The organism is Brevundimonas sp., from assembly GCF_030682035.1.
GTDB lineage: Bacteria > Pseudomonadota > Alphaproteobacteria > Caulobacterales > Caulobacteraceae > Brevundimonas.
Genome location: NZ_JAUXQZ010000037.1, coordinates 96,669 through 118,888 on the forward strand (window position 1 = coordinate 96,669; position 22,220 = coordinate 118,888).

19 protein-coding genes are annotated in these 22,220 nt (G+C 66.5%); 14 read left to right on the top strand and 5 right to left on the bottom strand.

What is annotated here, in order from left to right:
- The first annotated feature begins 219 nt into the window (after positions 1-219).
- Together Q8K49_RS10560 and mntR are read left to right on the top strand one after the other, a co-directional pair.
- Entirely contained in the window at positions 220-1,695 is a 1,476-nt protein-coding gene (locus Q8K49_RS10560) for an Nramp family divalent metal transporter (RefSeq protein ID WP_305305905.1), read from the top strand.
- A 58-nt stretch (positions 1,696-1,753) separates the two neighbouring features.
- Positions 1,754-2,203, top strand: coding sequence for a manganese-binding transcriptional regulator MntR (mntR, locus tag Q8K49_RS10565; RefSeq protein ID WP_305305907.1), 450 nt, complete (start codon positions 1,754-1,756; stop codon positions 2,201-2,203).
- A 9-nt stretch (positions 2,204-2,212) separates the two neighbouring features.
- On the opposite strand, the gene Q8K49_RS10570 is transcribed toward mntR, so the two are convergent.
- Entirely contained in the window at positions 2,213-2,584 is a 372-nt protein-coding gene (locus Q8K49_RS10570; RefSeq protein ID WP_305305909.1) for a helix-turn-helix domain-containing protein, read from the bottom strand.
- A gap of 288 nt (positions 2,585-2,872) precedes the next feature.
- Here Q8K49_RS10570 and Q8K49_RS10575 point away from each other — a divergent pair, with 288 nt between their 5' ends.
- The 3 genes from Q8K49_RS10575 (at position 2,873) to Q8K49_RS10585 (ending at position 7,746) form a co-directional block, all read left to right on the top strand.
- Positions 2,873-4,399 (top strand): hypothetical protein, encoded by a 1,527-nt coding sequence (locus Q8K49_RS10575; protein ID WP_305305911.1) that lies wholly within the window; start codon positions 2,873-2,875, stop codon positions 4,397-4,399.
- A 77-nt stretch (positions 4,400-4,476) separates the two neighbouring features.
- On the top strand, positions 4,477-7,146 hold the full coding sequence (locus Q8K49_RS10580; protein WP_305305913.1) for a TonB-dependent receptor domain-containing protein: 2,670 nt from the start codon (positions 4,477-4,479) through the stop codon (positions 7,144-7,146).
- 282 nt (positions 7,147-7,428) lie between these two features.
- A complete protein-coding gene (locus tag Q8K49_RS10585) occupies positions 7,429-7,746 on the top strand; it encodes a hypothetical protein (protein ID WP_305305915.1) in 318 nt (105 codons plus the stop codon).
- A gap of 271 nt (positions 7,747-8,017) precedes the next feature.
- On the opposite strand, the gene Q8K49_RS10590 is transcribed toward Q8K49_RS10585, so the two are convergent.
- The gene (locus tag Q8K49_RS10590) at positions 8,018-8,239 is read right to left on the bottom strand and encodes a hypothetical protein (RefSeq protein WP_305305916.1); all 222 of its coding nucleotides are present in this window, start codon (positions 8,237-8,239) and stop codon (positions 8,018-8,020) included.
- Positions 8,240-8,251: 12 nt separating this feature from the next.
- Here Q8K49_RS10590 and Q8K49_RS10595 point away from each other — a divergent pair, with 12 nt between their 5' ends.
- From Q8K49_RS10595 to Q8K49_RS10615, 5 genes are all read left to right on the top strand, one after another.
- A complete protein-coding gene (locus Q8K49_RS10595; protein ID WP_305305918.1) occupies positions 8,252-8,605 on the top strand; it encodes a hypothetical protein in 354 nt (117 codons plus the stop codon).
- A gap of 52 nt (positions 8,606-8,657) precedes the next feature.
- The gene (locus Q8K49_RS10600) at positions 8,658-8,897 is read left to right on the top strand and encodes a hypothetical protein (RefSeq protein ID WP_305305920.1); all 240 of its coding nucleotides are present in this window, start codon (positions 8,658-8,660) and stop codon (positions 8,895-8,897) included.
- A 59-nt stretch (positions 8,898-8,956) separates the two neighbouring features.
- Positions 8,957-9,262: an SCP2 sterol-binding domain-containing protein gene (locus Q8K49_RS10605; protein WP_305305922.1), complete on the top strand. Its 306-nt coding sequence runs from the start codon at positions 8,957-8,959 to the stop codon at positions 9,260-9,262.
- 169 nt (positions 9,263-9,431) lie between these two features.
- Positions 9,432-10,655 (top strand): acyl-CoA dehydrogenase family protein, encoded by a 1,224-nt coding sequence (locus Q8K49_RS10610; protein WP_305305924.1) that lies wholly within the window; start codon positions 9,432-9,434, stop codon positions 10,653-10,655.
- 60 nt (positions 10,656-10,715) lie between these two features.
- On the top strand, positions 10,716-12,005 hold the full coding sequence (locus Q8K49_RS10615; protein WP_305305925.1) for an amidohydrolase family protein: 1,290 nt from the start codon (positions 10,716-10,718) through the stop codon (positions 12,003-12,005).
- 5 nt (positions 12,006-12,010) lie between these two features.
- On the opposite strand, the gene alr is transcribed toward Q8K49_RS10615, so the two are convergent.
- From alr to Q8K49_RS10630, 3 genes are all read right to left on the bottom strand, one after another.
- Positions 12,011-13,048, bottom strand: a complete 1,038-nt coding sequence (gene alr, locus Q8K49_RS10620; RefSeq protein WP_305305927.1) for an alanine racemase — start codon at positions 13,046-13,048, stop codon at positions 12,011-12,013.
- A gap of 48 nt (positions 13,049-13,096) precedes the next feature.
- Positions 13,097-14,179 carry an ABC transporter ATP-binding protein gene (locus Q8K49_RS10625; RefSeq protein WP_305305928.1) on the bottom strand — a complete coding sequence of 361 codons (1,083 nt, stop codon included), beginning with the start codon at positions 14,177-14,179 and terminating at the stop codon, positions 13,097-13,099.
- Positions 14,180-14,272: 93 nt separating this feature from the next.
- Positions 14,273-16,477: a DEAD/DEAH box helicase gene (locus Q8K49_RS10630; protein WP_305305930.1), complete on the bottom strand. Its 2,205-nt coding sequence runs from the start codon at positions 16,475-16,477 to the stop codon at positions 14,273-14,275.
- Between the two features lie 195 nt (positions 16,478-16,672).
- Between Q8K49_RS10630 and Q8K49_RS10635 the strand changes: the two genes are divergently transcribed.
- From Q8K49_RS10635 to Q8K49_RS10650, 4 genes are all read left to right on the top strand, one after another.
- Positions 16,673-17,023, top strand: a complete 351-nt coding sequence (locus tag Q8K49_RS10635; RefSeq protein ID WP_305305932.1) for a hypothetical protein — start codon at positions 16,673-16,675, stop codon at positions 17,021-17,023.
- A 161-nt stretch (positions 17,024-17,184) separates the two neighbouring features.
- On the top strand, positions 17,185-17,601 hold the full coding sequence (locus Q8K49_RS10640) for a pilus assembly protein TadG-related protein (RefSeq protein ID WP_305305934.1): 417 nt from the start codon (positions 17,185-17,187) through the stop codon (positions 17,599-17,601).
- 126 nt (positions 17,602-17,727) lie between these two features.
- Positions 17,728-19,749: a caspase family protein gene (locus Q8K49_RS10645; RefSeq protein ID WP_305305936.1), complete on the top strand. Its 2,022-nt coding sequence runs from the start codon at positions 17,728-17,730 to the stop codon at positions 19,747-19,749.
- 353 nt (positions 19,750-20,102) lie between these two features.
- Positions 20,103-21,911: a diguanylate cyclase gene (locus Q8K49_RS10650; RefSeq protein ID WP_305305938.1), complete on the top strand. Its 1,809-nt coding sequence runs from the start codon at positions 20,103-20,105 to the stop codon at positions 21,909-21,911.
- The last annotated feature ends 309 nt before the right edge of the window (positions 21,912-22,220 follow it).

Sequence of the window (22,220 nt, forward strand, 5' to 3'; positions counted from 1 at the left end):
GTCGATCTGAAAGAACGCGCGACGGCTGGAGTGACGCCACAAACACGCCGCCCAAATCCGGTTTTGGACCTGGGATTTCGCATCCCGCATTTGATGCCGCGTGTGCATCATTTAGCCACGGCTGAACGTTCCAGTTAAGACAACAATCGAGCCGCGGTTTTTGATGCATGACCAAAAGCGATTTTGTCATTTCCTACGAGCCTGAAGATCGAGAGCAGAATGACCAAATCAATCGAGTCGTCTGCGATGGCGCCTGCGAGGCGCCCTTTCTCCCGGCTTCTGCGTCACGGCGACGAGGTCGATTTCAGCAAGTCGCTGCCCGAGGCCTACCGCACCCTGAACGTCTGGCAGGCGTCGGACGGCGCCAGGCCGTGGTTCCGTCGGATGCTGGGCTTTGCCGGGCCCGGCTTTCTGGTCGCGGTCGGCTACATGGACCCGGGCAACTGGGGCACTGATCTCGCGGGCGGGAGCCAGTTCGGCTACGTCCTGTTGTGGGTGATCCTGGCGTCCAACCTGATGGCCATGCTTTTGCAGGTGCTGTGCGCGCGCCTCGGCATCGTCACCGGACGCGATCTCGCCCAGTCGTGCCGCGAACTCTATTCCAGACCGACGACCATCGCCCTGTGGTTGCTGTGCGAGATCGCCATTATCGCCTGCGATCTGGCCGAACTGATCGGGGCGGCGGTGGCGCTGAACCTGCTTCTGGGCATCCCGCTGATCTGGGGCGTGCTGATCACGGGCTTGGACGTGCTGCTGTTGCTGATGCTGGTCAAGGTCGGGTTCCGGTGGCTGGAGGCCATCGTCATCGCCTTGGTCACGACCATTGGCGTCTGTTTCGCCTACAACATCTTCCTGGCCCAGCCCGACTGGGGGGCCGCAGCCAGCGGGGCGTTCATCCCGTCGATGCCCGCTACGGCGGCACTGCTGATCTCCCTCGGCATCCTCGGCGCGACGGTCATGCCGCATAATCTGTATCTGCATTCCTCGATCGTGCAGACGCGCAACTACGGCCGCAGCCGGGACGAGCTGAAGTCCGCGATCGGCCACAATACGGTCGACACCATCGTGGCGCTGGGCGCCGCCTTCTTTGTCAACGCGGCGATCCTGGTGCTGGCGGCGTCCGTGTTCTGGTCGGCGGGCATTCAGGTCAACGAACTGCAGCAGGCCCATCAGTTGCTGGCCCCGGCGCTTGGTGGAGCGGCGGCCACCTTGTTCGCGGTGGCCCTGCTGTGTTCCGGCCAGTCCAGCACCATCACGGGCACCCTGGCGGGTCAGATCGTCATGGAGGGCTTCCTCAAAATCCGCATCGCGCCCTGGCTGCGGCGCCTGATCACCCGCATGATCGCCATTGTACCTGCCCTGCTGATCATTTCGGCCACCGGCGGCAGGGACACGGTCCAGCTGCTGGTCATGTCTCAGGTCGTGCTGTCGATGCAGCTGCCGTTCGCCATCTTCCCCTTGATGACCATGACCAGCTCGAAGCGGCTGATGGGTGAGTTCGCCAATCCACTGATAGTCAAGATCCTCGGCTATGGCGTCTGCGGCCTGATTTCGGCGCTGAACGTCTATCTGCTGTGGAAGACCATCGGCCCCCTATGGGTCGGGGTTATCGCTTCTCTGATGGTGGCGTTCGCGGCCTGGGTCCGGTTCGGATATCGGCCTCCCCCGCAGCCCGTCGAGCACCCCGTTGCGTGACAGTTCGGGCGATGATGGCCTAAACCTGCCGATCACCATCGCAGGGAGACGTCGGATATTGAGCGAACTAGCGGGCGCTGCGCGTCGGGCCGCCGCCTTCCAGCGGATGCGGGATGCGCACTCGACCGAGATGGCGGAAGACTATGTCGAGCTCATCGGCGACCTCATCGCCCAGACCGGAGAGGCGCGCCTGACCGACCTGGCCGAGAACCTCGGCGTCACCCACGCCACCGCCGCGAAGGTCGTGCAGCGTCTGACACGCGCCGGCCTGGTCGAGAGCCGGCCCTATCGCTCCATCTTTCTGACCGCCGAAGGGGCGAGGGTCGCCGAGGCCTCCAGAAAGCGACACCGGATCGTTCATGAGTTCCTGCTGGCCTTGGGGGTCAGCGAATTGGTCGCCGAGGCCGACGCCGAAGGCATCGAACACCACACCAGCCCCGAAACTCTGGCCGTCTTCCAACGGATGACCAGGTCGCTGCGAAACGCCCAGGTGTCAGTCCCGAGGTGAGGCCGGTCCTCAGGGCCGACTCATTTCGCGCGCCACAGCCACGAGAACGTTGAGCTTGGCCCGCGGCAGGCGGCTCGCCATCCGGGCGAACCGGAGGACGGCGCCCGTATCGGCCTTGCCGGAGGGGCTATCCCCAAACACATCCCCGACGAGGGCGGTCAGCGGTTCGTCGAGTGCATGGGCGATTTCGACCAGCCGGCCGAATGAGACGCCTCGCGCGCCGGATTCGTACTGTTGCAACGTGCCGAAACTGATGCCCGCGGCGCTCGCCACCTCCGCAAGGGACAGGCCCTTGCTTGCACGGACAAGGGCGAGGCGCTCTCCGAGCAGCCGGTTGTGGCCGTTCTCGTTTCGGGCGCCGGCCGACCTTGAACTCGCCATCTCCGCACCCCTCACGTCATCGAAGGACTAGCGGGGCGTCACTGCGTATTTGTGTCATCTTGATGTGAGCAACGCGACAGTTGTACGCGACGTCACAAGACAATCCGACCGTACCGGGACGGTGTTTCACCAAACTGCGAAGACAATTTCATACAAGCGCACCGGAAACGTCACTATTCGGCGTGCGCCCTGTCTTATCTCGCCTCTAGCCAAGGCGGCGGGCAGGGGGCGAAGCAGCCATCGCGACGGATTGAAACCCGTACGACTCCCTGCCGTGAAATTCTTTGAATGGACACGGTGAAAACGATGACCGGCTTTCGACTGACCACCCTGCTCGCGCTCTCCGCCAGCGCCCTTACACTCGCCGCCTGCGGCTCGGCCGAGGTCGCGTCGCCCGGCGAGGGCGATTTCGGCGGTGGCGGCGGTGGCCCGACGCCGCCGCCCACGCTGCCCCCCGGCACGCCCGCGGCTGACTGTCCCACCGGTTTCGCCAACGTCGGCACCGTGGCCGGCGGCACGCTCCGCGCCTGCCAACTGCCGCAACAGATCAACGGCGCCCTGACGGTGCCGCTCCGTGCCGGCACCATCTACGCCATCAGCGGCCGCACCTCGGTCGGCACCGACCAGGGCGTTGACCCGGCGGCCCCGATCGCCGGCAGCGTCCAGGGCATCCTGACGATCGAAGCCGGCGTGCGCATCTTCGCCTCGGGCGGTTCGGACTATCTGCTGGTCAACCGCGGCTCGCAGCTGTTCGCCGAAGGCACGGCGACGACCCCCATCGTCTTCACCAGTCGCCAGAACGTGGATGGCGCAACGACCGAGAGCTCGCAGGGCCAATGGGGCGGCATCGTCCTGGCCGGCCGTGCACCGACCGCCAACTGTCAGCTGACCGCCCCCGTGACCTGCACGGGTACTGTCGAGGGCACCAGCGCCTTCTTCGGCGGCAACACCGCGGCGGACAACTCGGGCCGGGTGCGCTACGTCCAGATCAAGTTCTCGGGCTTCGAAATCTCGACCGGCAACGAACTTCAGGGCCTGACCATGGCCGGCGTGGGCTCGGGCACCACGATCGACCACATCCAGGTCCACAACAGCTCTGACGACGGCATCGAAATCTTCGGTGGCAACGTCAACCTGCGCCACATCGTCATCACCGGCGCCGACGACGACGGCATGGACACCGACACGGGCTGGCGCGGCGGGGCCCAGTTCGGCATCGTTACGCAGCGTCCGGCGGGTTCGACCAGCCGCAGCGCCGGCTTCGAGTTCTCGTCGGCCCCGACCTCCGTCCCTCTGGCTTCGCGCTATGTGTCCCAGCCGAAGATGGCCAACTGGACGCTGGTAGGCCGCAACGCGACCACCGACGCCCACACGGTCGCCCACTTCGACACGGGAACGGACGCCACGATCATCAACTCGGTGTTCACCGCCGTCTCGACCTCGCTGGCCGGCTGTATGGCCATCAATGACGCGGACACCGCCACCAGCGGCGTGACCTTCACGTCGATCTACATGTCCTGCACCTTGCCGTACCGTCCGGCCAACACCGCCCTCTCGGCGGCGGCGTTTACCGCCGGAGCGAACAACGTTGCGAACGGCGCCTCGACCATGACCGCTCCTGCGGCAGGTACGAGCCTGAGCAATCAGGTTCTGACCTTCATCAACGGCACCAACGAGAACGCCAGACCCACAGTGGCTGCGGCCTCGGTCTATTCGTTCTTCCAGAACACGACCTACATCGGCGCCGTCCAGAACGCAGCCGACACTTGGTACCAGGGCTGGACCTGCGGCCTGACGGCCGGCGCGACCTGCTGACGACGGATGCGGAGGCGGCCCGCCAGGGCCGCCTCCGGCTTTCGCCCAGTCCGTTGAACTCATTCGAGGCGCAGATCATGAAGACCATTACCTTGACCCTGAGCGGGGTCCTTTTGGCCACCAGCGCGCTGATTGCGCCCGGGCTCGCCTATGCTCAAACCTCGCCGGCCGCGTCGCAGGCCGCCGCCCCTCAGAACCCGGCCGCTCAGGACGAGCCCGAGGCCGTCGGCGAACTCGACGAGGTCGTCGTTCTCGGCCGCTTCATTCCGGAACCGAACCGTGAGAGCGCGGAGGTCGCGGCCTTTCTGACCTCCGAGGACCTTGAGCGGACCGGCGACAGCAGCGCCGCTGGCGCCTTGGCCCGCGTGACGGGCCTGACCGTCGTCGAGGGTCGGTTTGTCTACGTTCGCGGCCTCGGCGAGCGCTATTCCTCTGCCCTGCTGAACGGCTCGCCTCTGCCCAGCCCTGAGCCGCTGCAACGCGTCGTGCCGCTGGACCTGTTTCCGTCCAGCATCCTGGAAAGCGTCACTGTCCAGAAGACCTATTCGGTCGACTTTCCGGGCGAGTTTGGCGGCGGGGTGATCGACCTGCGCACCGTGGACGCGCCCAACGATCCCTTCTTCTCGATGTCCGCCTCGGTCGGCGGCAATACCGAGACGACCGGCGAGGAAGGCCTGATCTATTTCGGGTCGCGCACCGACTTCACCGGCTTCGATGACGGCACCCGCGACATTCCGGGACCGCTCGCCATCGCCTTCGGTCAAGGCGTGCCGGTCAACAGCGCCAACGTCGGCGCGCAAGAGCTTGAGCGCATCGGCCACTCGCTGGTCAATTCGCCGCTGCGTCTCCTGCAGCGGGAAACGACCCCGGTGAATTTCGGCTTCGATTTCGCCGGTGGGATGAAGTCCGAAAGCAGCCTCGGCACTTTCGGTCTGATCGCCGTGGCCGGCTACAGCAACAGCTGGGCGACCCGGAACGGCGTGCAAGAAGAAGCGCAGTTCTCCGGGGCTGTTCTCGTGCCCGTCACCAGCAAGGCCTTCGAATCCAACCAGAACGATATCCAGTTGAATTTCCTCGGCGGCCTGTCGCTGGTGACGGACAACAGCGACTACCGGTGGACCAATTTCTTCGTTCGCAACGTCACCAAGGAAGCGCGGATCAGCGTCGGTCCCGATTTCGACGCGGGCGGCGAGGTGCAGCGGACCGACTTCACCGAGTGGTTTGAACGCCAGCTCTTCTCAACCCAGCTGTCCGGCGAGCATGAGTTCATGGACGGCGCCCTGGAGTTTTCCTGGCGCGGGGCCTATGCCCTGACTGAACGCGACGCCCCCTATGAGACGCGTTTCGAATATGGAGTCGCCGCCGACGGCGCCTTCCTGCACGAGATCGGCGGCAACCGGATTTCGTTCAGCGAACTGGACGACGATATCGTTTCTGGCGGAGCGGACCTGAGCTACACCCTCGCGCTGTCCGACTATCGGGATGCCGTGTTCAGCGCCGGGGTCGCCTATTTCGACAACAATCGCGACGCCGAACGTCGCGATCTGCAGTTCGTTCCGGCTGGCACCCTGACAGAAGAGCAGCGTCGGTCGCGGGTCGACTACCTTTACTCCGACACGAACATCGGCCCGACGGGTCTGGTCCTCTCGGAAATCACCGGCAGCGCGGGCAGCGGAGCAGCGGCTTATTCGGCTCAGCTTGAGGTCGCGGCGGCCTATGTTCAGGTCGATGCCGAATTCATCCCCCTGGTCCGCACCACCTTCGGCGTACGCTATGAGGATGGTCAGCAGTCGGTCACGACGCGCGATCTGTTCAGCGGCGCCGCGCCCTTCGTCCCGACCGAGATCAATGAGCAGTATTTCCTGCCTTCGTTCACGGCGACCTGGAACTTTGCGGAAAACCAGCAGCTTCGTCTGGGGGCATCCCAGACGATCGGCCGTCCCCAGTTCCGCGAACTGGCGCCCCAGTCCTATACGGATCCGGAGACCGACCGCGAGTTCACCGGCAACCCGTTCCTGGTCGATACCGAGATCCTGAACCTCGATGCGCGCTACGAGTGGTTCTTCGCCCGCCAGCAGTATCTGACCGCCGGCGTATTCTACAAGGACCTGGACAAGCCGGTCGAGGCGACCATCGTCACCTCGGGCAACGCGCGACAGCAGTCGTACCTCAACTCGCCGCAGGCGACCATTTTTGGCGCCGAGATTGAAGCCAAGAAATATTTCGAGTTCCCTGACAGCGGTTCGCCCTTCATCAGCAACAAGCGCTGGCTGGTGCAGGCCAACTACACCTGGTCCGACTCGGAAGTGAACGTCGCGGCCGGCGACTTCGTCCGGACCCCCGGCGGCGGCGGCGGCAATGAGGACGCGACCTTCTTCATCGCGGACGGCAGCCGTCTCCAGGGACAGTCGGAGCACGTCGCCAACCTGCAACTGGGCTGGGAAGACGACACGGCCCGGTCCCAGGCGACGATCATCGTCAACTATGTCAGCGAGCGTATCAGCGCCCGCGGCGCCGGTGGCGCAGGCAGTCGCGAGCCTGACTACATCCAGGATCCGGGCATCTTCCTCGACTTCGTCTACCGCAAGGATTTCGAGGCCGGCGGTCGCGATCTCGGCTTCGCGCTCGAACTTCGCAATCTGCTGAACACGGATTTCGACGAATACCAGGAACTGGGCAACAAGATCCTGATCAACAATTACGAGCTGGGATCCAGCGCCTCGGTCAGCCTGACCGCGCGCTTCTAGAATGGCTCCGGGAGGCGGTCGTCTGACCGTCTCCCGGGCCTGACTACAAGCGGATTTGCGGCGGTTCGTCCGCCACCCGTCGCACTCGTCGACGCCGCCCTCAATGGCGAGGGCGGACTGGAATCCGGCTCTGCCGCATCCCGACAGGAAGCATTTAAACATCCGCGGGCGGGGCAAATGTCAAATTTCATACTTCCAGCCGTCGCATAATCTTTACATTGCGAGAAAAGAGCGCATTATTCCTCCGGGTCCTGATTGTTTCAGGCGTTCGGGAGAGATTGGATGCGCGCTTTTACCCCCTTCATCGGCCTTGCAGTCTTCGCCGCTGCGGCCATCCTTCCGGCCGGGCTGGCGAGCGCCGCTCACGACGGACAGCCGGCGGCACGGACCCATGCTCGCGCCGTTATGATCTGCGGCACGGACCCGGCAACGCGCCGGGCCTTCGCCCGCGAACACGGCGCTGCGCCGATCTTCGTCACCGCCCGCGAGGCGCTGTCGGTGAGAACCTCGGACCCGGTCTGGAACGCACCCCGCTGCATGACCGCACGGGAACATTCACGCTACCGGGACGCCGCGACGACCTTCGCAGCCGTTCGCTAGGGAGTCGTCCATACGCGTCTGACCTGGGTTTGAGGCACGCCCGGCGAAACGGTCGCTGCGAGCGTCCAGGCGTGGTCGCCGGCGGCGATGCGACCCCGCAGGTCGAGCCTTGTCGTCTCAGGCCGCCTCCAGCGACCAGGCCCGCTGCATCCGCCGACCGCCGTTCGTGAACCGTATGGAGTCTGGCGGGTTGCGGATGAGGTCCTGTCATCCCTTGGCTCCTGTCATGCCCGAAGAACCCGCCCCGTTCAGCCAACCGCACTCCCGCCGACTACCGGCTAATGTCCGACCGCTTCATCTTGTGCTGGTCGCCGCCGTGGCGGTAGTCGCGGCGGGCTTGCTGGGACTTCGAGCCGTCGCCTTGCCAGGGCCGCGACCGGTCCTCGACGGCGACCGGCTCGAGATACAGGTCGTCACCCCGGTCGAGCCGAAGCCTGCCGCCGGATCGGTGATGGAGGTTGGTGATCTCGTGGATGGATTCGAGTTTGTTCAACCGCCGCGACCCATGATCGAACCGGTCGCCTATGCCCCCTATGACGAGGATTTCGAGGCGCCGGAATCCCGGCCCGCGCCCAAGCGATACGTCGAGGACGCCGTCATCCACGCGCCGCCGCAACCCGAGCCGCCCGCGAGGGATCGGCTGGACGACCGCGTCGGGCGCTGGTTCGGCTTCGACGCGCCCGACCGGGACTATCGCGCTGAACGCGAGGCCCGCCGCGAGCGTCGCGAGGCGCGGGCGCAGCAGGACCGCGAAGGACGGAGCGTGCGCTGGTATCGGTCCGATGGCGAACCCGTCGGCGATGGCGGGCGAGATGACCGTCGCCGGCAGGACGAAGATCCCGACGACCTCCGGGGCTGACAGGCGCGGTTCGCGCTCCGGTCCCCCCATTTTGGGACACTCGTTCCCCTTCATGCAGAAGGCCGGCCTCGTGGCCCGGATCGCCGCCGATGCCGTGCGTGCGGCTCTGGCCGGCGACCCCAAGCGTGGCGGGATTATGGCGTTCTTGCCCCGGCTGGGCGAGTTATTCGCCCTGTGGGAGAAAATCGGGACCCGCCGCGGCGATATTTCGCCTCGAAGTGCGGCTTGCGCCACCGATTGTCTCGCCAACTTGACCCGGCGTGACCTTGGCAGCCGCCCGGACGCGGTCTAGGTCGGTGCCTCAATCCGATCACCGGCCGACCGGGGTCGAGCTTTACGGGAGAAGCGCTCATGGCCGATCTGGCTCAAGTCACAGAACACATCCGCGGCGCCGTGGGCGACAACTCCGGTCTGGGCAAGACCGTGAAGATCGACCTGGGCGATGTCGGCAAGATCTTCATCGACGGCGCCTCGGTTCCGAACTCGGTGACCAATGAGGACAAGCCCGCCGACGCCACCGTCTCGATCGGTTGGGACGACTTCATGGCCCTGTCGGCCGGCCAGCTGGATCCGATGATGGCCTTCATGCAGGGCAAGCTGAAGATCGCCGGCGACATGATGATCGCCCAGAAACTGGCCCCGCTGCTGAAGCGGTAAGACGGATACGTTCTCCCTCCCCTGTATGGGGAGGGATGTCGGCGCGAAGCGACGACAGGGTGGGGAAGTTCAGGCCACGGCTCCATAGGCGGAAGCTTCACACAACCCCACCCGGATTGGCTTCGCCAATCGTCCCTCCCCATGAAAGACAGGGAAAAGGAGCACGACCATGGAATTCCGGCACAGCGACAGGGCCCTGCACTGGCAGGAGCGGGTGAAACGCTTCCTCGACGACCACGTCCTGCCGCGTGAGGAGGAGTATCGGACGCAGGTCCGCGAGGATCACACCCGCCAGCCTCCCGCCATGGAGGAGATGAAGGCGAAGGCGCGCGCGGCCGGCCTGTGGAACATGTTCCTGCCCGGCGATCCCAATCACGAAAATGGGGGCGCGGGTCTGACCAACCTCGAATACGCCCCGCTGGCCGAGCTCATGGGCCGCCACCTGTGGTCGGCCGAGGTGTTCAACTGCAACGCCCCGGACACCGGCAATATGGAAGTGCTCCATATGTACGGGAACGCGGCCCAGCAGACGAAATGGCTCAAACCCCTGATGGCCGGCGAGATCCGCTCGGCCTTCCTGATGACCGAGCCCGAGGTGGCCTCGTCCGACGCCACCAACATCCAGACCCGGATCGTGCGCGACGGCGACCACTATGTGATCAACGGTCGCAAATGGTGGTCGACCAATATGGCCCACCCGAACGTCGCCGTGACCATCGTCATGGGGAAGACCGACCCCGACGCCGCCACCCACGCCCAGCAGTCGCAAATCATTATCCCCACCAACACGCCCGGTTTCCGGGTCGAGCGGATGTTGTCGGTGTTCGGCTATGACGAACGCCCGATCGGTCATGCCGAGGTCGTGCTCGAGAATGTCCGTGTGCCGGTCGAGAACCTGATCGCCGGCGAGGGCAGGGGCTTCGAGATCGCCCAGGGCCGCCTCGGCCCCGGCCGCATCCACCACTGTATGCGAGTCATCGGCGTCGCCGAACGGTCGCTGGAGCTGATGGTCCAACGCCTGCTGTCGAGGACCGCGTTCAAGAAGCCCCTGGCGGAGCATTCGGTCTGGGAACAGCGCATCGGGGAGGCCCGCACCAATATCGAGATGTGCCGCCTGCTGGTGCTCAAGGCCGCCTGGCTGATGGACGAGGCCGGCGCCAGGAACGCCAGGTCAGAGATTGCCCAGATCAAGGTCGCCGCGCCCCGCATGGCCCTTCAGATCATCGACGACGCCATCCAGGCCTTCGGCGCCGCCGGCGTCTCGGCCGATACGCCGCTGGCCGAAATGTACGCCATGGTCCGCACCCTGCGCATCGCCGACGGCCCCGACGAGGTCCACAACCGGACGGTGGCCCGGCTGGAATACGCCAAACACGGCGGCCGGGGCGGGTAGGCCTTCCGGTTGCCCGGGCCATCGGCCCGTGCGAGTTTCGCCTTTACAGGGGAGATCACCATGCTGAACCGTTTGGCCGCGGCGGCCGTCGCCGCGCTGGCGCTGACATTGGGTCTTTCCGGGCCTGCCCTCGCCGACACCCTGGTCATCACCGCCGCCCGGATGGTGGATGTCGAGCGCGGCCGCTATGTCGACAATCCCGTCGTCGTGGTCACTGATGGCCGGATCACCGCGGTCGGGACCGCCGTGCCCGCCGACCTGCCTGCGGACGCGCGACGACTCGACCTGCCGGGCCTGACCCTGTTGCCGGGTCTGATCGACATGCACGTCCATCTGGCTTCGACGCCCTATGTCTCAGGCTGGAATGAACTGGACTACGCCGACGACTTCGGCGCCGTGCTGCAGGTTCCCCACGCGCGGGCCAATCTGATGGCCGGCTTCACCACGGTGCGGAATCTGGGCGGACCGGACTTCGCCGACGTCGCCCTGCGTCAGGCCATCGACGGGGGCTTCGTCGAGGGACCCCGGGTCATCCCGGCCGGCGCCTCGTTCGGCGCCACCGGCGGCCACTGCGACATCACCGGCATGCCGCGCTCCCTGGCCCAGGCCAATCCGTTCAACACCGACGGCGTCGAGGCTGCCCGCCACGCCGTACGCGAGGTGCGCAAATACGGCGCCCAGGTGATCAAGGTCTGCGCCACCGGCGGCGTCTTCTCGCGCAACACCGAGCCGGGCCAGCAGCAGATGACTCTGGCTGAACTGACCGCCGTCGCCGACGAGGCGCATATGTGGGGCCTCAGGGTCGCGGCCCATGCCCACGGCGCGGCGGGCATCGCCGACGCCATCCGCGCCGGCATCGACACCATCGAACACGCCTCGCTGATCGACGCCGAGGGCATCCGTCTGGCGGTCCAGCACGGGACCTGGCTGTCGATGGACATCTACAACACCGACTTCACCCAGGCGACGGGCACCGAGTTCGGGGTCACCGAGGACAATCTGCGCAAGGACCGGGAGATCGGCCAGCTGCAGCGCGACAATTTCCGCGCCGCCCACCGCGCCGGGGCGCGGATGGTGTTCGGCACCGACGCCGCCATCTATCCGCATGGCCAGAACGCCAGACAGTTCGCGGTCATGGTCGAATACGGCATGACCCCCGCCGAGGCGATCCGCGCGGCCACCTGGAACGCGGGTCTGGCGCTGGGCCGCGAACGCGATGTCGGGGCCATCGCCGTCGGCCGCTACGGCGACCTGATCGCGGTGTCGGGCGATCCGTTGGCCGATGTGCGGATGCTGGAGACGGTGCCCGTGGTCATCAAGGGCGGGGCGGTGGTCCGGGACGCGCGCTGAGCCAGCTAGCTGATATAGACCCGGGGCGCCCGTGCGCTGACCGACGTCAAAAGCTCATAGGCGATGGTTCCGGCCGCGTCCGCCGCGTCGTCCAGCATCCGGTTCGGGCCGAACAGTTCGACCGTATCGCCGACCGCGACCTCAAGCCCGGTGACATCTACGGCGCAGACGTCCATCGACACCCGCCCCACGATCGGCCGCAGCTGACCGGCGACGCAGACCAGACCCTTCGGGCTGTAGGACCGCAAGACCCCGTCCGCATAGCCCGTGGCGCAGGTCGCGATCCGGGTCGGACCGCTCGCCACGAAGCCGCGCGAATAGCCGACGCTCTCACCGCCCGGAACCTCGCGCACCTGCAGCACCTCGGCCGCCAGCGTCGCCACCGGTCGGATGCGGTCGTCGGGCCGCCCCTCTGGCCCGCCGCCGTAAAGGCAAATGCCCGGCCGCAGGGCGTCGAACGCATAGTCTGGTCCCAGGAAGGCGCCGCCCGAGTTGGCGAACGACCGCACCGTCCCTGGGTACCGCGCCGCCGCTGCCGCGAAGGCATCCCGCTGGCGCGCGTTCATCGGCTCGGCCGGATCGTCGGCGCAGGCCAGATGGCTCAACACCAGTTCCAGTCCCTCGAAGGCGTCCGGCGCGTCATCGACGCGGAACCCCAGCCGGTTCATCCCGGTGTCGATTTGCAGGCCGCACGCGCCACCGCCGGCCCCGCGCCATTCGACCAGCTGCGCGCCGGTGTTCAGCACCGGCCTCAGCCCCGCCGCCCGCAATCGCGTCGCCCGTCCCGTCAAACATCCATCCAACACATAGATCGCCGCGTCGCCTCCCAGCGCCGCGCGCAACCGCTCGCCCTCGCTGGTCCGCGCGACAAAGAAGGTATGTGCGCCTTCGGCCATCAACCGTTCGGCGCAGGCGGCGGCGCCCAGCCCATACCCGTCGGCCTTGACCACCGGATGCACGGGCGCGCCGCCGGCGGTTTCCAGCGTGTGGAAATTGGCGGCAAGCGCGTTCAGGTCGATCGTCAGCGTGGCCGGTGCGGGCATCCCGCCATCTATGGCGACCCGCTTGTGCGATGCAACACGCGCCCCGCTCTACAGGCGGATGAAGGCCGCGCCGTCGGCGTCGAACAGATGCGCCTGATCCGCCGGAACCTTGAGGCTCAGCGTCTCACCGGCCGAGGGCCGCACGTCGCCGGGCAACAGCACCGTCACCGGCTCATCGCCCGCCGTCAGATAGGCATAGGTCGCATGGCCCAGGGTTTCGACGAAGACGACCTTGGCCGAAACCACGTCGCCCTCGCCCGCGAGCGTCAGATGCTCGGGCCGCACGCCAACGGTGACCTTGTCTCCGACCCTGGCGCGGTCGGCGTCGACCGCGATCGTCAGCGTCTCGCCCGCCGCCGTCCGCACTGTCGCCCCCTTGGCCGTCGCCGTGACGATCTCGGCGGGCAACAGGTTCATCTTCGGACTGCCGATGAACTCGGCCACGAACAGGTTGCGGGGCCGTTCGTACAGCTCCATCGGCTTGCCGACCTGTTCGATCCGCCCCGCGTTCAGCACCACGATCCGGTCGGCCAGCGTCATGGCCTCGACCTGGTCGTGGGTGACATAGACCATGGTCGTCTTCAGCCGCTCGTGCAGGCTGGCGAACTCGTAGCGCATCCGCACCCGCAGCGCGGCGTCGAGGTTGGACAGGGGTTCGTCGAACAGGAAGACCTGCGGTTCGCGCACGATGGCCCGGCCGATGGCGACGCGCTGACGCTGGCCGCCGGACAGGGCCTTGGGCTTGCGGTCCAGATAGTCGGTGATGTTCAGCGTCTCGGCCGCGCCGCGCACCCGGCGGTCGATCTCGGCCTTGTCCGCCTTGGCCAGTTTCAGGCCGAACGCCATGTTCTCGTAGACGCTCATATGCGGATACAGGGCGTAGGACTGGAACACCATGGCTATGCCCCGGTCGGACGGGCCGAGGTCGTTGACCAGCTTCCCGCCGATGGCGATGTCCCCGCCGGTCGCCTCTTCCAGACCCGCGATGGTCCTGAGCAGCGTGGACTTGCCGCAGCCCGACGGGCCGACGAAGACCACGAACTCGCCGTCGGCGATCTCGAGATCTACGCTCTTCAGCACCTCGGTGGTCCCGAAGCTCTTGGTCACCCCGGTCAGCCGGACATCCGCCATGTGTTTCCTGCCCGCAGCTTCTTGTTTTGCGGCCACCGTAAACGGTTACAGGGCGCGATCAATCCTTCGCCGCGCCGGGGCGAAGGGCAGGGGCTAGCGAGGCCCCTTGGCCTTGTACGGCGGCCTGGCGGTCGCGGGCTTGCCGCGCGCGTCCTTGGCTCCCCACGGACGGTCGCCGCCCTTGGGTTTGCCTTTCCACGGCTTGTCGCCGGCACCGGCCGGGGCCGGTGCTGCATCGGAACGCGGCGTCCACGGCGTCTTGCCTTCTACAGGCGGCTTCTTCACCCACGGCTTTTTGCCTTCCGGCGTCGGATCGTTCGGCGTGCGTTTGACCCAGGGCTTCTTGCCCTCGGCGGCGGCAGCCGCCGCGTCGTCCCGCTTGACCCACGGCTTCTTGTCAGCCTGCGGACGCTCCTCCCGGGACTTCCAGGCAGGCTTGTCGCCGGTCTCTTCGCGCTTGACCCAGGGCTTTTTGCCTTCAGCGGCGGGCGCCGCGTCGTCGCGCTTGACCCAAGGCTTCTTCGCGCCCTCGGGACGATCCTCGCGCGACTTCCAGGCCGGCTTGTCGCCGCCTTCTTCCCGTTTCGCCCACGGCTTGCGCTCGGGGCGGTCGCCGGTCGGATGGTCGCCCGCGGGCTTCTTGTCCCAGCGGCTGACGGGCTTCTCGGACGGGCCCGGCTTGACCGCCGGGTCGATCTTGACGCCGTCCTCAAGGCCGAGTGCGATGGCGGCCTCGAATTTGGCCTTCATCTCGTGGGTGATCTCGAACTTGGTCTCGCGCTCGAATATCTTGATCGAGCCGATATCGCGCTTGGTCACGTGACCAAGGCGGCAGATGGTCGGCATCAGCCATTTCGGATCGGCGTTCTTGTCGCGGCCGATATTGATCCGGTACCAGGTCATGTCTCCGCCGCGGGCGAAGTCCGTATAGGGCACGTCGAGTTGGCCCTTGTCGTTCTTGCCCGTCTCCTGCTGACGCTTCATCCGGTCGTCGTCGTAGACGTCTTCAGGGGCCGGCAGCTTCTGCTGGTAGAGGCGGATCAGGGCGGCGGCGATCTGCTCGGGCGAGCTCTTTTCCAGCAGCTGCTTGCCCAGCGCCAGAACCGCCTCGTCCTCGACCGGCGCAATCAACACCGGATCGGCCAGCATGCGGACATGGTCATTGGCGAGGATCATCTCGGCCGAAGGCGGGCCGCTCCATTCGGCCTTGATCGAGGCCGATTGCAGCATCAGCTCCACCTTGCGACGGCGCGTGTAGCTGACCAGCAGGACCGAGACGCCCTTCTTGCCGGCGCGGCCGGTACGGCCCGAACGGTGCAGCAGGCCGGCCTTGTTGACCGGGATCTCGGCGTGGATGACCAGCCCCAGATCGGGCAGGTCGAGGCCGCGGGCGGCGACGTCGGTGGCGACGCAGACGCGTGCGTGGCCGTCGCGCAGGGCCTGCAGCGCTTCCGACCGCTGGCTCTGGGTCAGTTCGCCCGACAGGCCGACCACAGAGAAGCCGCGTTCGCGCAGGGACGAGGTCAGGTGTTTCACCCGCTCCCGGGTGTTGGCGAACACAAGGGCGCCGGGGGCCTCGAAGTATCGGAGGACATTGACGACCGCGAGTTCGACCTCATTCGGGGCGACGCGGATGGCCTTGTATTCGATATCGGCGTGCGAACCGGCGCCGACGACCGTGTCGATCCGCAGCGCGTCCTGCTGATAGGTCTTGGCCAATTGCACGATGTCGCGCGCCAGGGTGGCCGAGAACATCAAGGTGCGGCGCTCGGCCGGGGCGGCGTCGAGGATGAAGGTCAGATCTTCCTGGAAGCCCATGTCCAGCATTTCGTCGGCTTCATCCAGCACCACGGCCTGCAGCGTCGACAGGTCCAGCGATCCGCGCTCGACGTGGTCGCGCAACCGGCCCGGGGTGCCGACGACGATGTGGCAGCCGCGATTCAGCGCCTGGCGCTCGACCTTGGGATCCATGCCGCCGACGCACGACACGATGCGCGCGCCGGTCTGGGCATACAGCCATTGCAGCTCGGTCGAGACCTGCAGCGCCAGTTCGCGCGTGGGAGCGATGACGAGGGCCACCGGTGCGCCGAACTCGGCGAATTTCTCCGCTTCGCCCAGCAGGGTGGGCGCCAGGGCCAGGCCGAAGGCGACGGTCTTGCCCGATCCGGTCTGGGCGGAGACCAGCAGATCGCGGCCCTGTTCGGCCTCCAGCACGGCGGATTGCACCGGCGTGGGTTCGGCATAGCCACGATCGGAAAGGGCGCGGTCAAGCGCGGGATGACTGGCGGGGAAAGGCATGGGGCGGTCCAATAGCACGATTCAGCGCGCGAACGGTCGGCGCGGAAGGCGGCGGACGGCGGCGTATGATGGGAAATAACGGCGGAATGGTGAAAGCCGCGAAATTGAGGCTGCGCTCCTCAAGGGACGGATGCCGGCTTTACCAATTAGAGAGCCTGCGGGGGGATACTGGCCGGGTTCAAACAGGCTTCCACCATGTTCGTGCTTCGCGCCGCTGGCTCAACGCTTCTGATCTACGCCCTGTTCAACGCCGCCTTCGGCCTGAACCGGCAGGAGTTGCCGTGGGTGATTTCGGCCGTCCTGCTGACGATCGGCGGGATCGCCCTGCTTGTGGCGCAGCCGTGGTCGCGGATCGTGGTGCTGGCGTCCGCCGCCGCCGCCGCCGCGGTCGGCGCGATCAGCCAGTTCAGGACAGCTCAGGACGTAGATATCAGCCTGGAGTCCGCCACGGTGGCCTGGACCCTGTGGTCGGCCCTGTGGCTGGCGACGGCCTATATCGGCACGAAATATCTGTCTGACAAAGGCGTGGTGGTCGAGGAGCTATAGGATGGCGAACCGCGATCGCTGAAACGGTCGATTAAGGCTCCTGCTGTAGACTTGGGTTTCGTTCAACGCACCTGCGGGCCGTGTTCGGCCCCACTGGAAAATGTTGTGAACCGCTCTGTATTCACCCCGAACCGGGCCTCCCCCGTCCTGATGGCAGCGCCATGAGGGGGATTGAACGGTTCGTGCGCGCGTCGGAAGGATCGGTCGCGCTGAAATTCGCCTTCGTCGGCCCGGCTGTCTTCCTGCTGGCGGTCGGCGGAATCGACCTTCTGACTGTCACGCGCTCGCAGGACCGGCTTCAAACCATCGCCGACGGCGCCGCCGTGGCAGGCGCCGAGGCCCTGGACCCCACCACAGACGCCGCCGCCGCCCGAATGCGCGCCGCCGCCTTCGTCGCGGTCCAGATGCGTCAGTGGCCGGATGCGCCAGCCTATCAGGCGAAGTATGAGATTGTCGATCAGGCCGGCGGGCGGGCTCTCCGGGTCGTGCTGCGCGGACACCGCCCGTCCTTTCTCGCCAACATGCTGCCGCCCGGCGGCTGGTATTTGGTCGGCGACGCCAGCGCGACGCCGGTCTGACGGTCCTCCGTCAGGCGTCGAACTCGAATTCCTCCGACGAGGCGACGGCCTGACGATTTCAGACATCGGCGCGACGACCGCTGACAGACCGTCGTTTTGAGAGCAGAGTGGGTTTCGGGGGACCTAATGCTGAAGATCGTGCTTGCCGCCACCACCGCGCTGACGCTCATCTCCCTGGCCGGCGCCGCCAGCGCCCAGGCGCTGACTCCGCCGCAAGCTCCGGCCGGCGCCCGGCCGTCCCCGCAACAGGCTCTGACGCAGGGCGCAGGCTCCCTGACCAGCGGACGCCCCGTTGGCGGCCGACTGGCGCAGGGCGACGACACCCTGCAGAGCGGAGAATACGCAGACAGCTGGACGTTCCCTGTCCGACGGGGCCAGACCTATGAGCTGAATCTCTCGTCCTCGGCCTTCGATCCCTATCTGATCGTTCGCGGTCCAGGCGGACTGAGCGAGGACAACGACGACGATCCGGCCGCGCGCGGCTCGCGCGACAGCCGGGTGCGCTTCACAGCCCCGGCCGACGGCCTCGTCGAGGTATCGGCGACCAGCTACGAGCCCGGAGAGACGGGAGCCTACACCCTTACCCTGGGTGGAGCGGCGGCGAGACCCGTCGCATCGTCCGCCGCGGAGACGGCGTCTGATCGCCCCGTTCGCATGGGCCAGACGCTTGAAGGACGACTTGGGGCCGGCGACCGTCAGTTGGACAGCGGCGAATACATCAACAGCTATGTATTGCGCGGGCGGCGCGGACAGACCCTGGACCTGCGACTGACCTCGACGGCCTTCGACCCCTATGTGGCCATCAGCGGCCCCGATGAATTCTCGGCCTTCAACGATGACGATCCGGCGGTAACAGACGGGCGCGACAGCCGGCTGGTCGTCACCCTGCCGGCTGACGGGGACTACCGCATCACCGCGACCAGCTACGCCTCAGGCGAGCAGGGCGGGTACCGTCTGGCGGTGCTGGACGGCACAGGGGCCGCGACGCCCGCCCCGCCTGCCGTGCGTCCCTCGGAGCGCGCCTCGGCCAACGGCCAGATCACCATCGGCCAGGCCGTCAGCGGTTCGCTGGACGCGGGCGACGACACCCTGGAGTCGGGCGAATATGTCGACCACTTCCGCTTCACCGGCCGTCGCGGGCAGCGGGTGGCGGTGGAGCTGACGTCCTCGGCCTTTGACGCCTACACCATCCTCACCACGCCGGGCGGCGATCAGCAGGACAATGACGACGCCCGCGACGGCACTCATGACAGCCGGCTCGACACCGTCCTGGCCGAGGATGGGGAATACGAGGTCATGGTCACCTCCTACGCCCCCGGCGAGACCGGCTCATACCGCTTCAGCGTCATCCCCAGCCAGGGCTCGCCGCGGCAGGCCTCGGTGCAAGGAGGAGCGCGCGTGTTCGCGGTCATGGTCGGGGTGTCGGACTACGGCGGGGCCCAGAACAATCTCGATTTCACCGACGACGACGCCCGCAAACTGGCCGAGACCTTGAGCACGGACGGCTCGCTGAATGCCGCCAGCGTCGTGCTGACCAACGCCGAGGCCACGGTCGCCGGGGTGCGCCGCGCCTTCGCCCGGGTCGCGGCCCAGGCGGGTCCGGAGGACACCTTCCTGTTCTTTTTCTCGGGCCACGGCGACCAGTCGGATACGCGGGTCAGCGGGCTGGAGCCGGACGGCAGGTCCGAGTCCATCGTGCTGCGCGACGGCGAGATCAGCGACAGCGACATGGCCGAGCTGTTCGGAACCCTGCGTACCCGGCTGTCGCTGCTGGTGCTCGATTCCTGCTATTCGGGCGGCTTCGCCCGCAACGTCGTGGATCGGCCGGGGGTTATGGGGCTGTTCAGCTCGGAAGAGGACCTGACCAGCGCCGTGGCCGACAAATTCCAGGCCGGGGGGTATCTGTCCCACTTCCTGCGCGTCGGCATGGGCGGTGAGGCCGACGGAGACGGCGACCGGCTGGTGACCGCCGGCGAACTGGCCACCTATCTACGCCGCCAGTTCCGGGAGCAGGTCGAGAGCGTCGAATCCGAGACCCAGGACGGCCAGCGCAACTACCAGAACCTGGTCGTCGACCGGGGCGGCGTGCAGGTCGATGACGTGATCGTGCGCCTGCCGGTGCACGAGGTCGCCGCGAACGGCCGCTGACGGCAGGGAAAGAATGGTGGATGCGACAGGGATTGAACCTTTGACCCCCTCGGTGTGAAGGGCCTCGAAGGCAATTTCAGGGCATTTCAGGACTGTGCAAAACCCGCCAAATATTTGAAATAACGGGTATTAATTTTTCAGCACTCCAAAACACCTTATCTTGGTGTCCACGAAACCGGGTGCAGCGCATAAAGTCCGTCCTTCAAAAAGGTCGAACCCACCTTGGCCGCCTGTCCGATTTTCCGGCGCCGCCTCAGACCTCACAAAAAGTCATCGGCGAGGCCTCTTTCCCCTCGCTGGGCCAGAGGCCGATGTTAACGTTTTGGGACGTGTCCGTCTGATACGTCTGCGGCATGCGGCTCGCGACGATCACAAATTGGGCGTATGGGGCGACGGTCGTCCTTACGGTCGCCTCGGGCGCCACGATGATTCTCGCCTCGAACGCGCAGGACCGCGAACGGGCCTCGGTCGAACAGCGCTATCGTCTCGATCAGGCGACGGAGCGGCTCGAGGGCGAAATCTTCGCGCTCACCGACCACGCACGCCAGTATCTCCAGACTGGCGATCCGACCTATCGCATTCTCCACCAGCGGGACGCAGCCATGCTGGGATCAGTGGAAGCGAGGATCCGCCGCCTCGGAGATGCCGGCGCGGGTCCTGGCGAGCTCGCCGCGCTGGCGGGTGCGATGCGTTGGGCCGACACACTGCTCGACGAGCAGCGTGAGGCGCTAGCGGCGCACGCTCGCGGCGATGAGTCGAGGGCGCGTGCGATCCTGTTCGGCGCGGAATATGAGCGGGAGATGGATCGGGCCAAAGGCATGGTCGAGCGTTTCCAGTACCAGCTCGATCAACGGACAGAGGGACAGGTCGCTGCCGCGACGCGGGCCGCGAGCCTTTGGAAAACCATTTCCGAGATCGCGCTCGCCATCACCGGCGTCCTCTTCCTGTGCGTCCTCTTCTTCATATTCAGACAGCGCGTGCTCAAGCCGGTTGTACGACTGAGCGACGTCGTCAACCGCCTTGCGGCCCAAGACTATACGATACCGCCGCCGTATCTCGGCCACATAGACGAGATCGGCGACATGGCGCAGGCGATCCGCGTGTTCCGCGAGAACGGACTCGCCCGACAGCGGCTCGAGGAGGAGCGCGACGCCGACCGCCGACTGCGGGATCTGCTTTCGCGCATGACGCAGCGGATGCAGGGCTGCGATACGCTGCATGACCTCAAGGAGATCGTCCGGCGCTTCGTGCCGGAGATCGCGTCCGACCTCGCGGGTCGACTCTACCTGCTGGATTCGTCACGCAACGCGATTGTCGCGTCCTGCGACTGGTTGAGCCCGAGCCAATCCCAGGATGAGTTTCCACCCACCTCCTGCTGGGCCCTGCGTCGCGGCCTGCCCCATCGTCCCGCCGGTCAGTCGGTGGATGTTCCGTGCGGTCATCTCGATCTGGCGGTGGGCCAGCTTGCCGACACGGTCTGTCTGCCGCTCACGGCGCATGGTGAGATCTTCGGCCTGCTCTATTTCGAGCCCCGTCCGGATCTCGAGGATGTTGCAGCGACGCCAGACACCTATCTCACCATACTGGCGGAGAATATTGGACTCGCTCTCGCCAACCTCCGTCTGCGCGATCAACTTCGTGCAATGGCGATGGACGACGCGCTGACTGGCCTTTCCAATCGCCGCCAGCTCGACGCGACACTCGAACACGCGATCGCCCTGGCCGAGCGCAATGGACAGCCGATCAGCTGCGTGATGCTCGATGTCGATCACTTCAAGCGCTTCAACGACAGTTTCGGGCACGACGCCGGGGACGCCGTCTTGCGCGAGGTCGGTTCGGTGCTGCGCGGCGCCGTGCGCGAGAAGGAGCTCGTCTTCCGCTATGGCGGCGAAGAGTTCCTGCTCCTCCTGCCGGGCGTCGATGCGGAGCACGCAACCGCCAGGGCAGAGGAGATCCGCACGCGGATCGCGGGATTGCGGCTGGTCCATGAGGGGACCGCTCTGGGTGACGTACGCGCTTCAGCGGGCATCGCCACCGCGCCGGCGCACTGCTCTGCGGACCGGCTGGTCCAGACCGCCGACGCCGCCTTGCTCCGCGCCAAGACCCAGGGCCGAGACCGCGCGGTCGTCGCTGCGGCCAGCAAGGTTCGAAGCGCCGCCTGAATAAATGACGATCGTGGGCTGACAAGCGGACCGGCGCGTTCGGCGACGCCAATCCCCCGATCCAGCGATCGACTGGCGCATCAAGGACGTGAAAGTCGTCGTGCTCTAGCGGTCCTTCCGCTTGTCCGCATTTGGCGGGACCGGCGCCGAAGCGACACGCCGCGCCTCTTCTTCAAACCGCGCCCTGGCCTCTCCCGCCTTTGGCTGGGATGACAGGATCCACGTCGGAGGCGCCGGCGAGTTCGTCAAATCGGCCCCGGGTCTTGGCCTCGTCGTAGAGGATCTCGCTCTGCCGCGGAGGCGCGACGA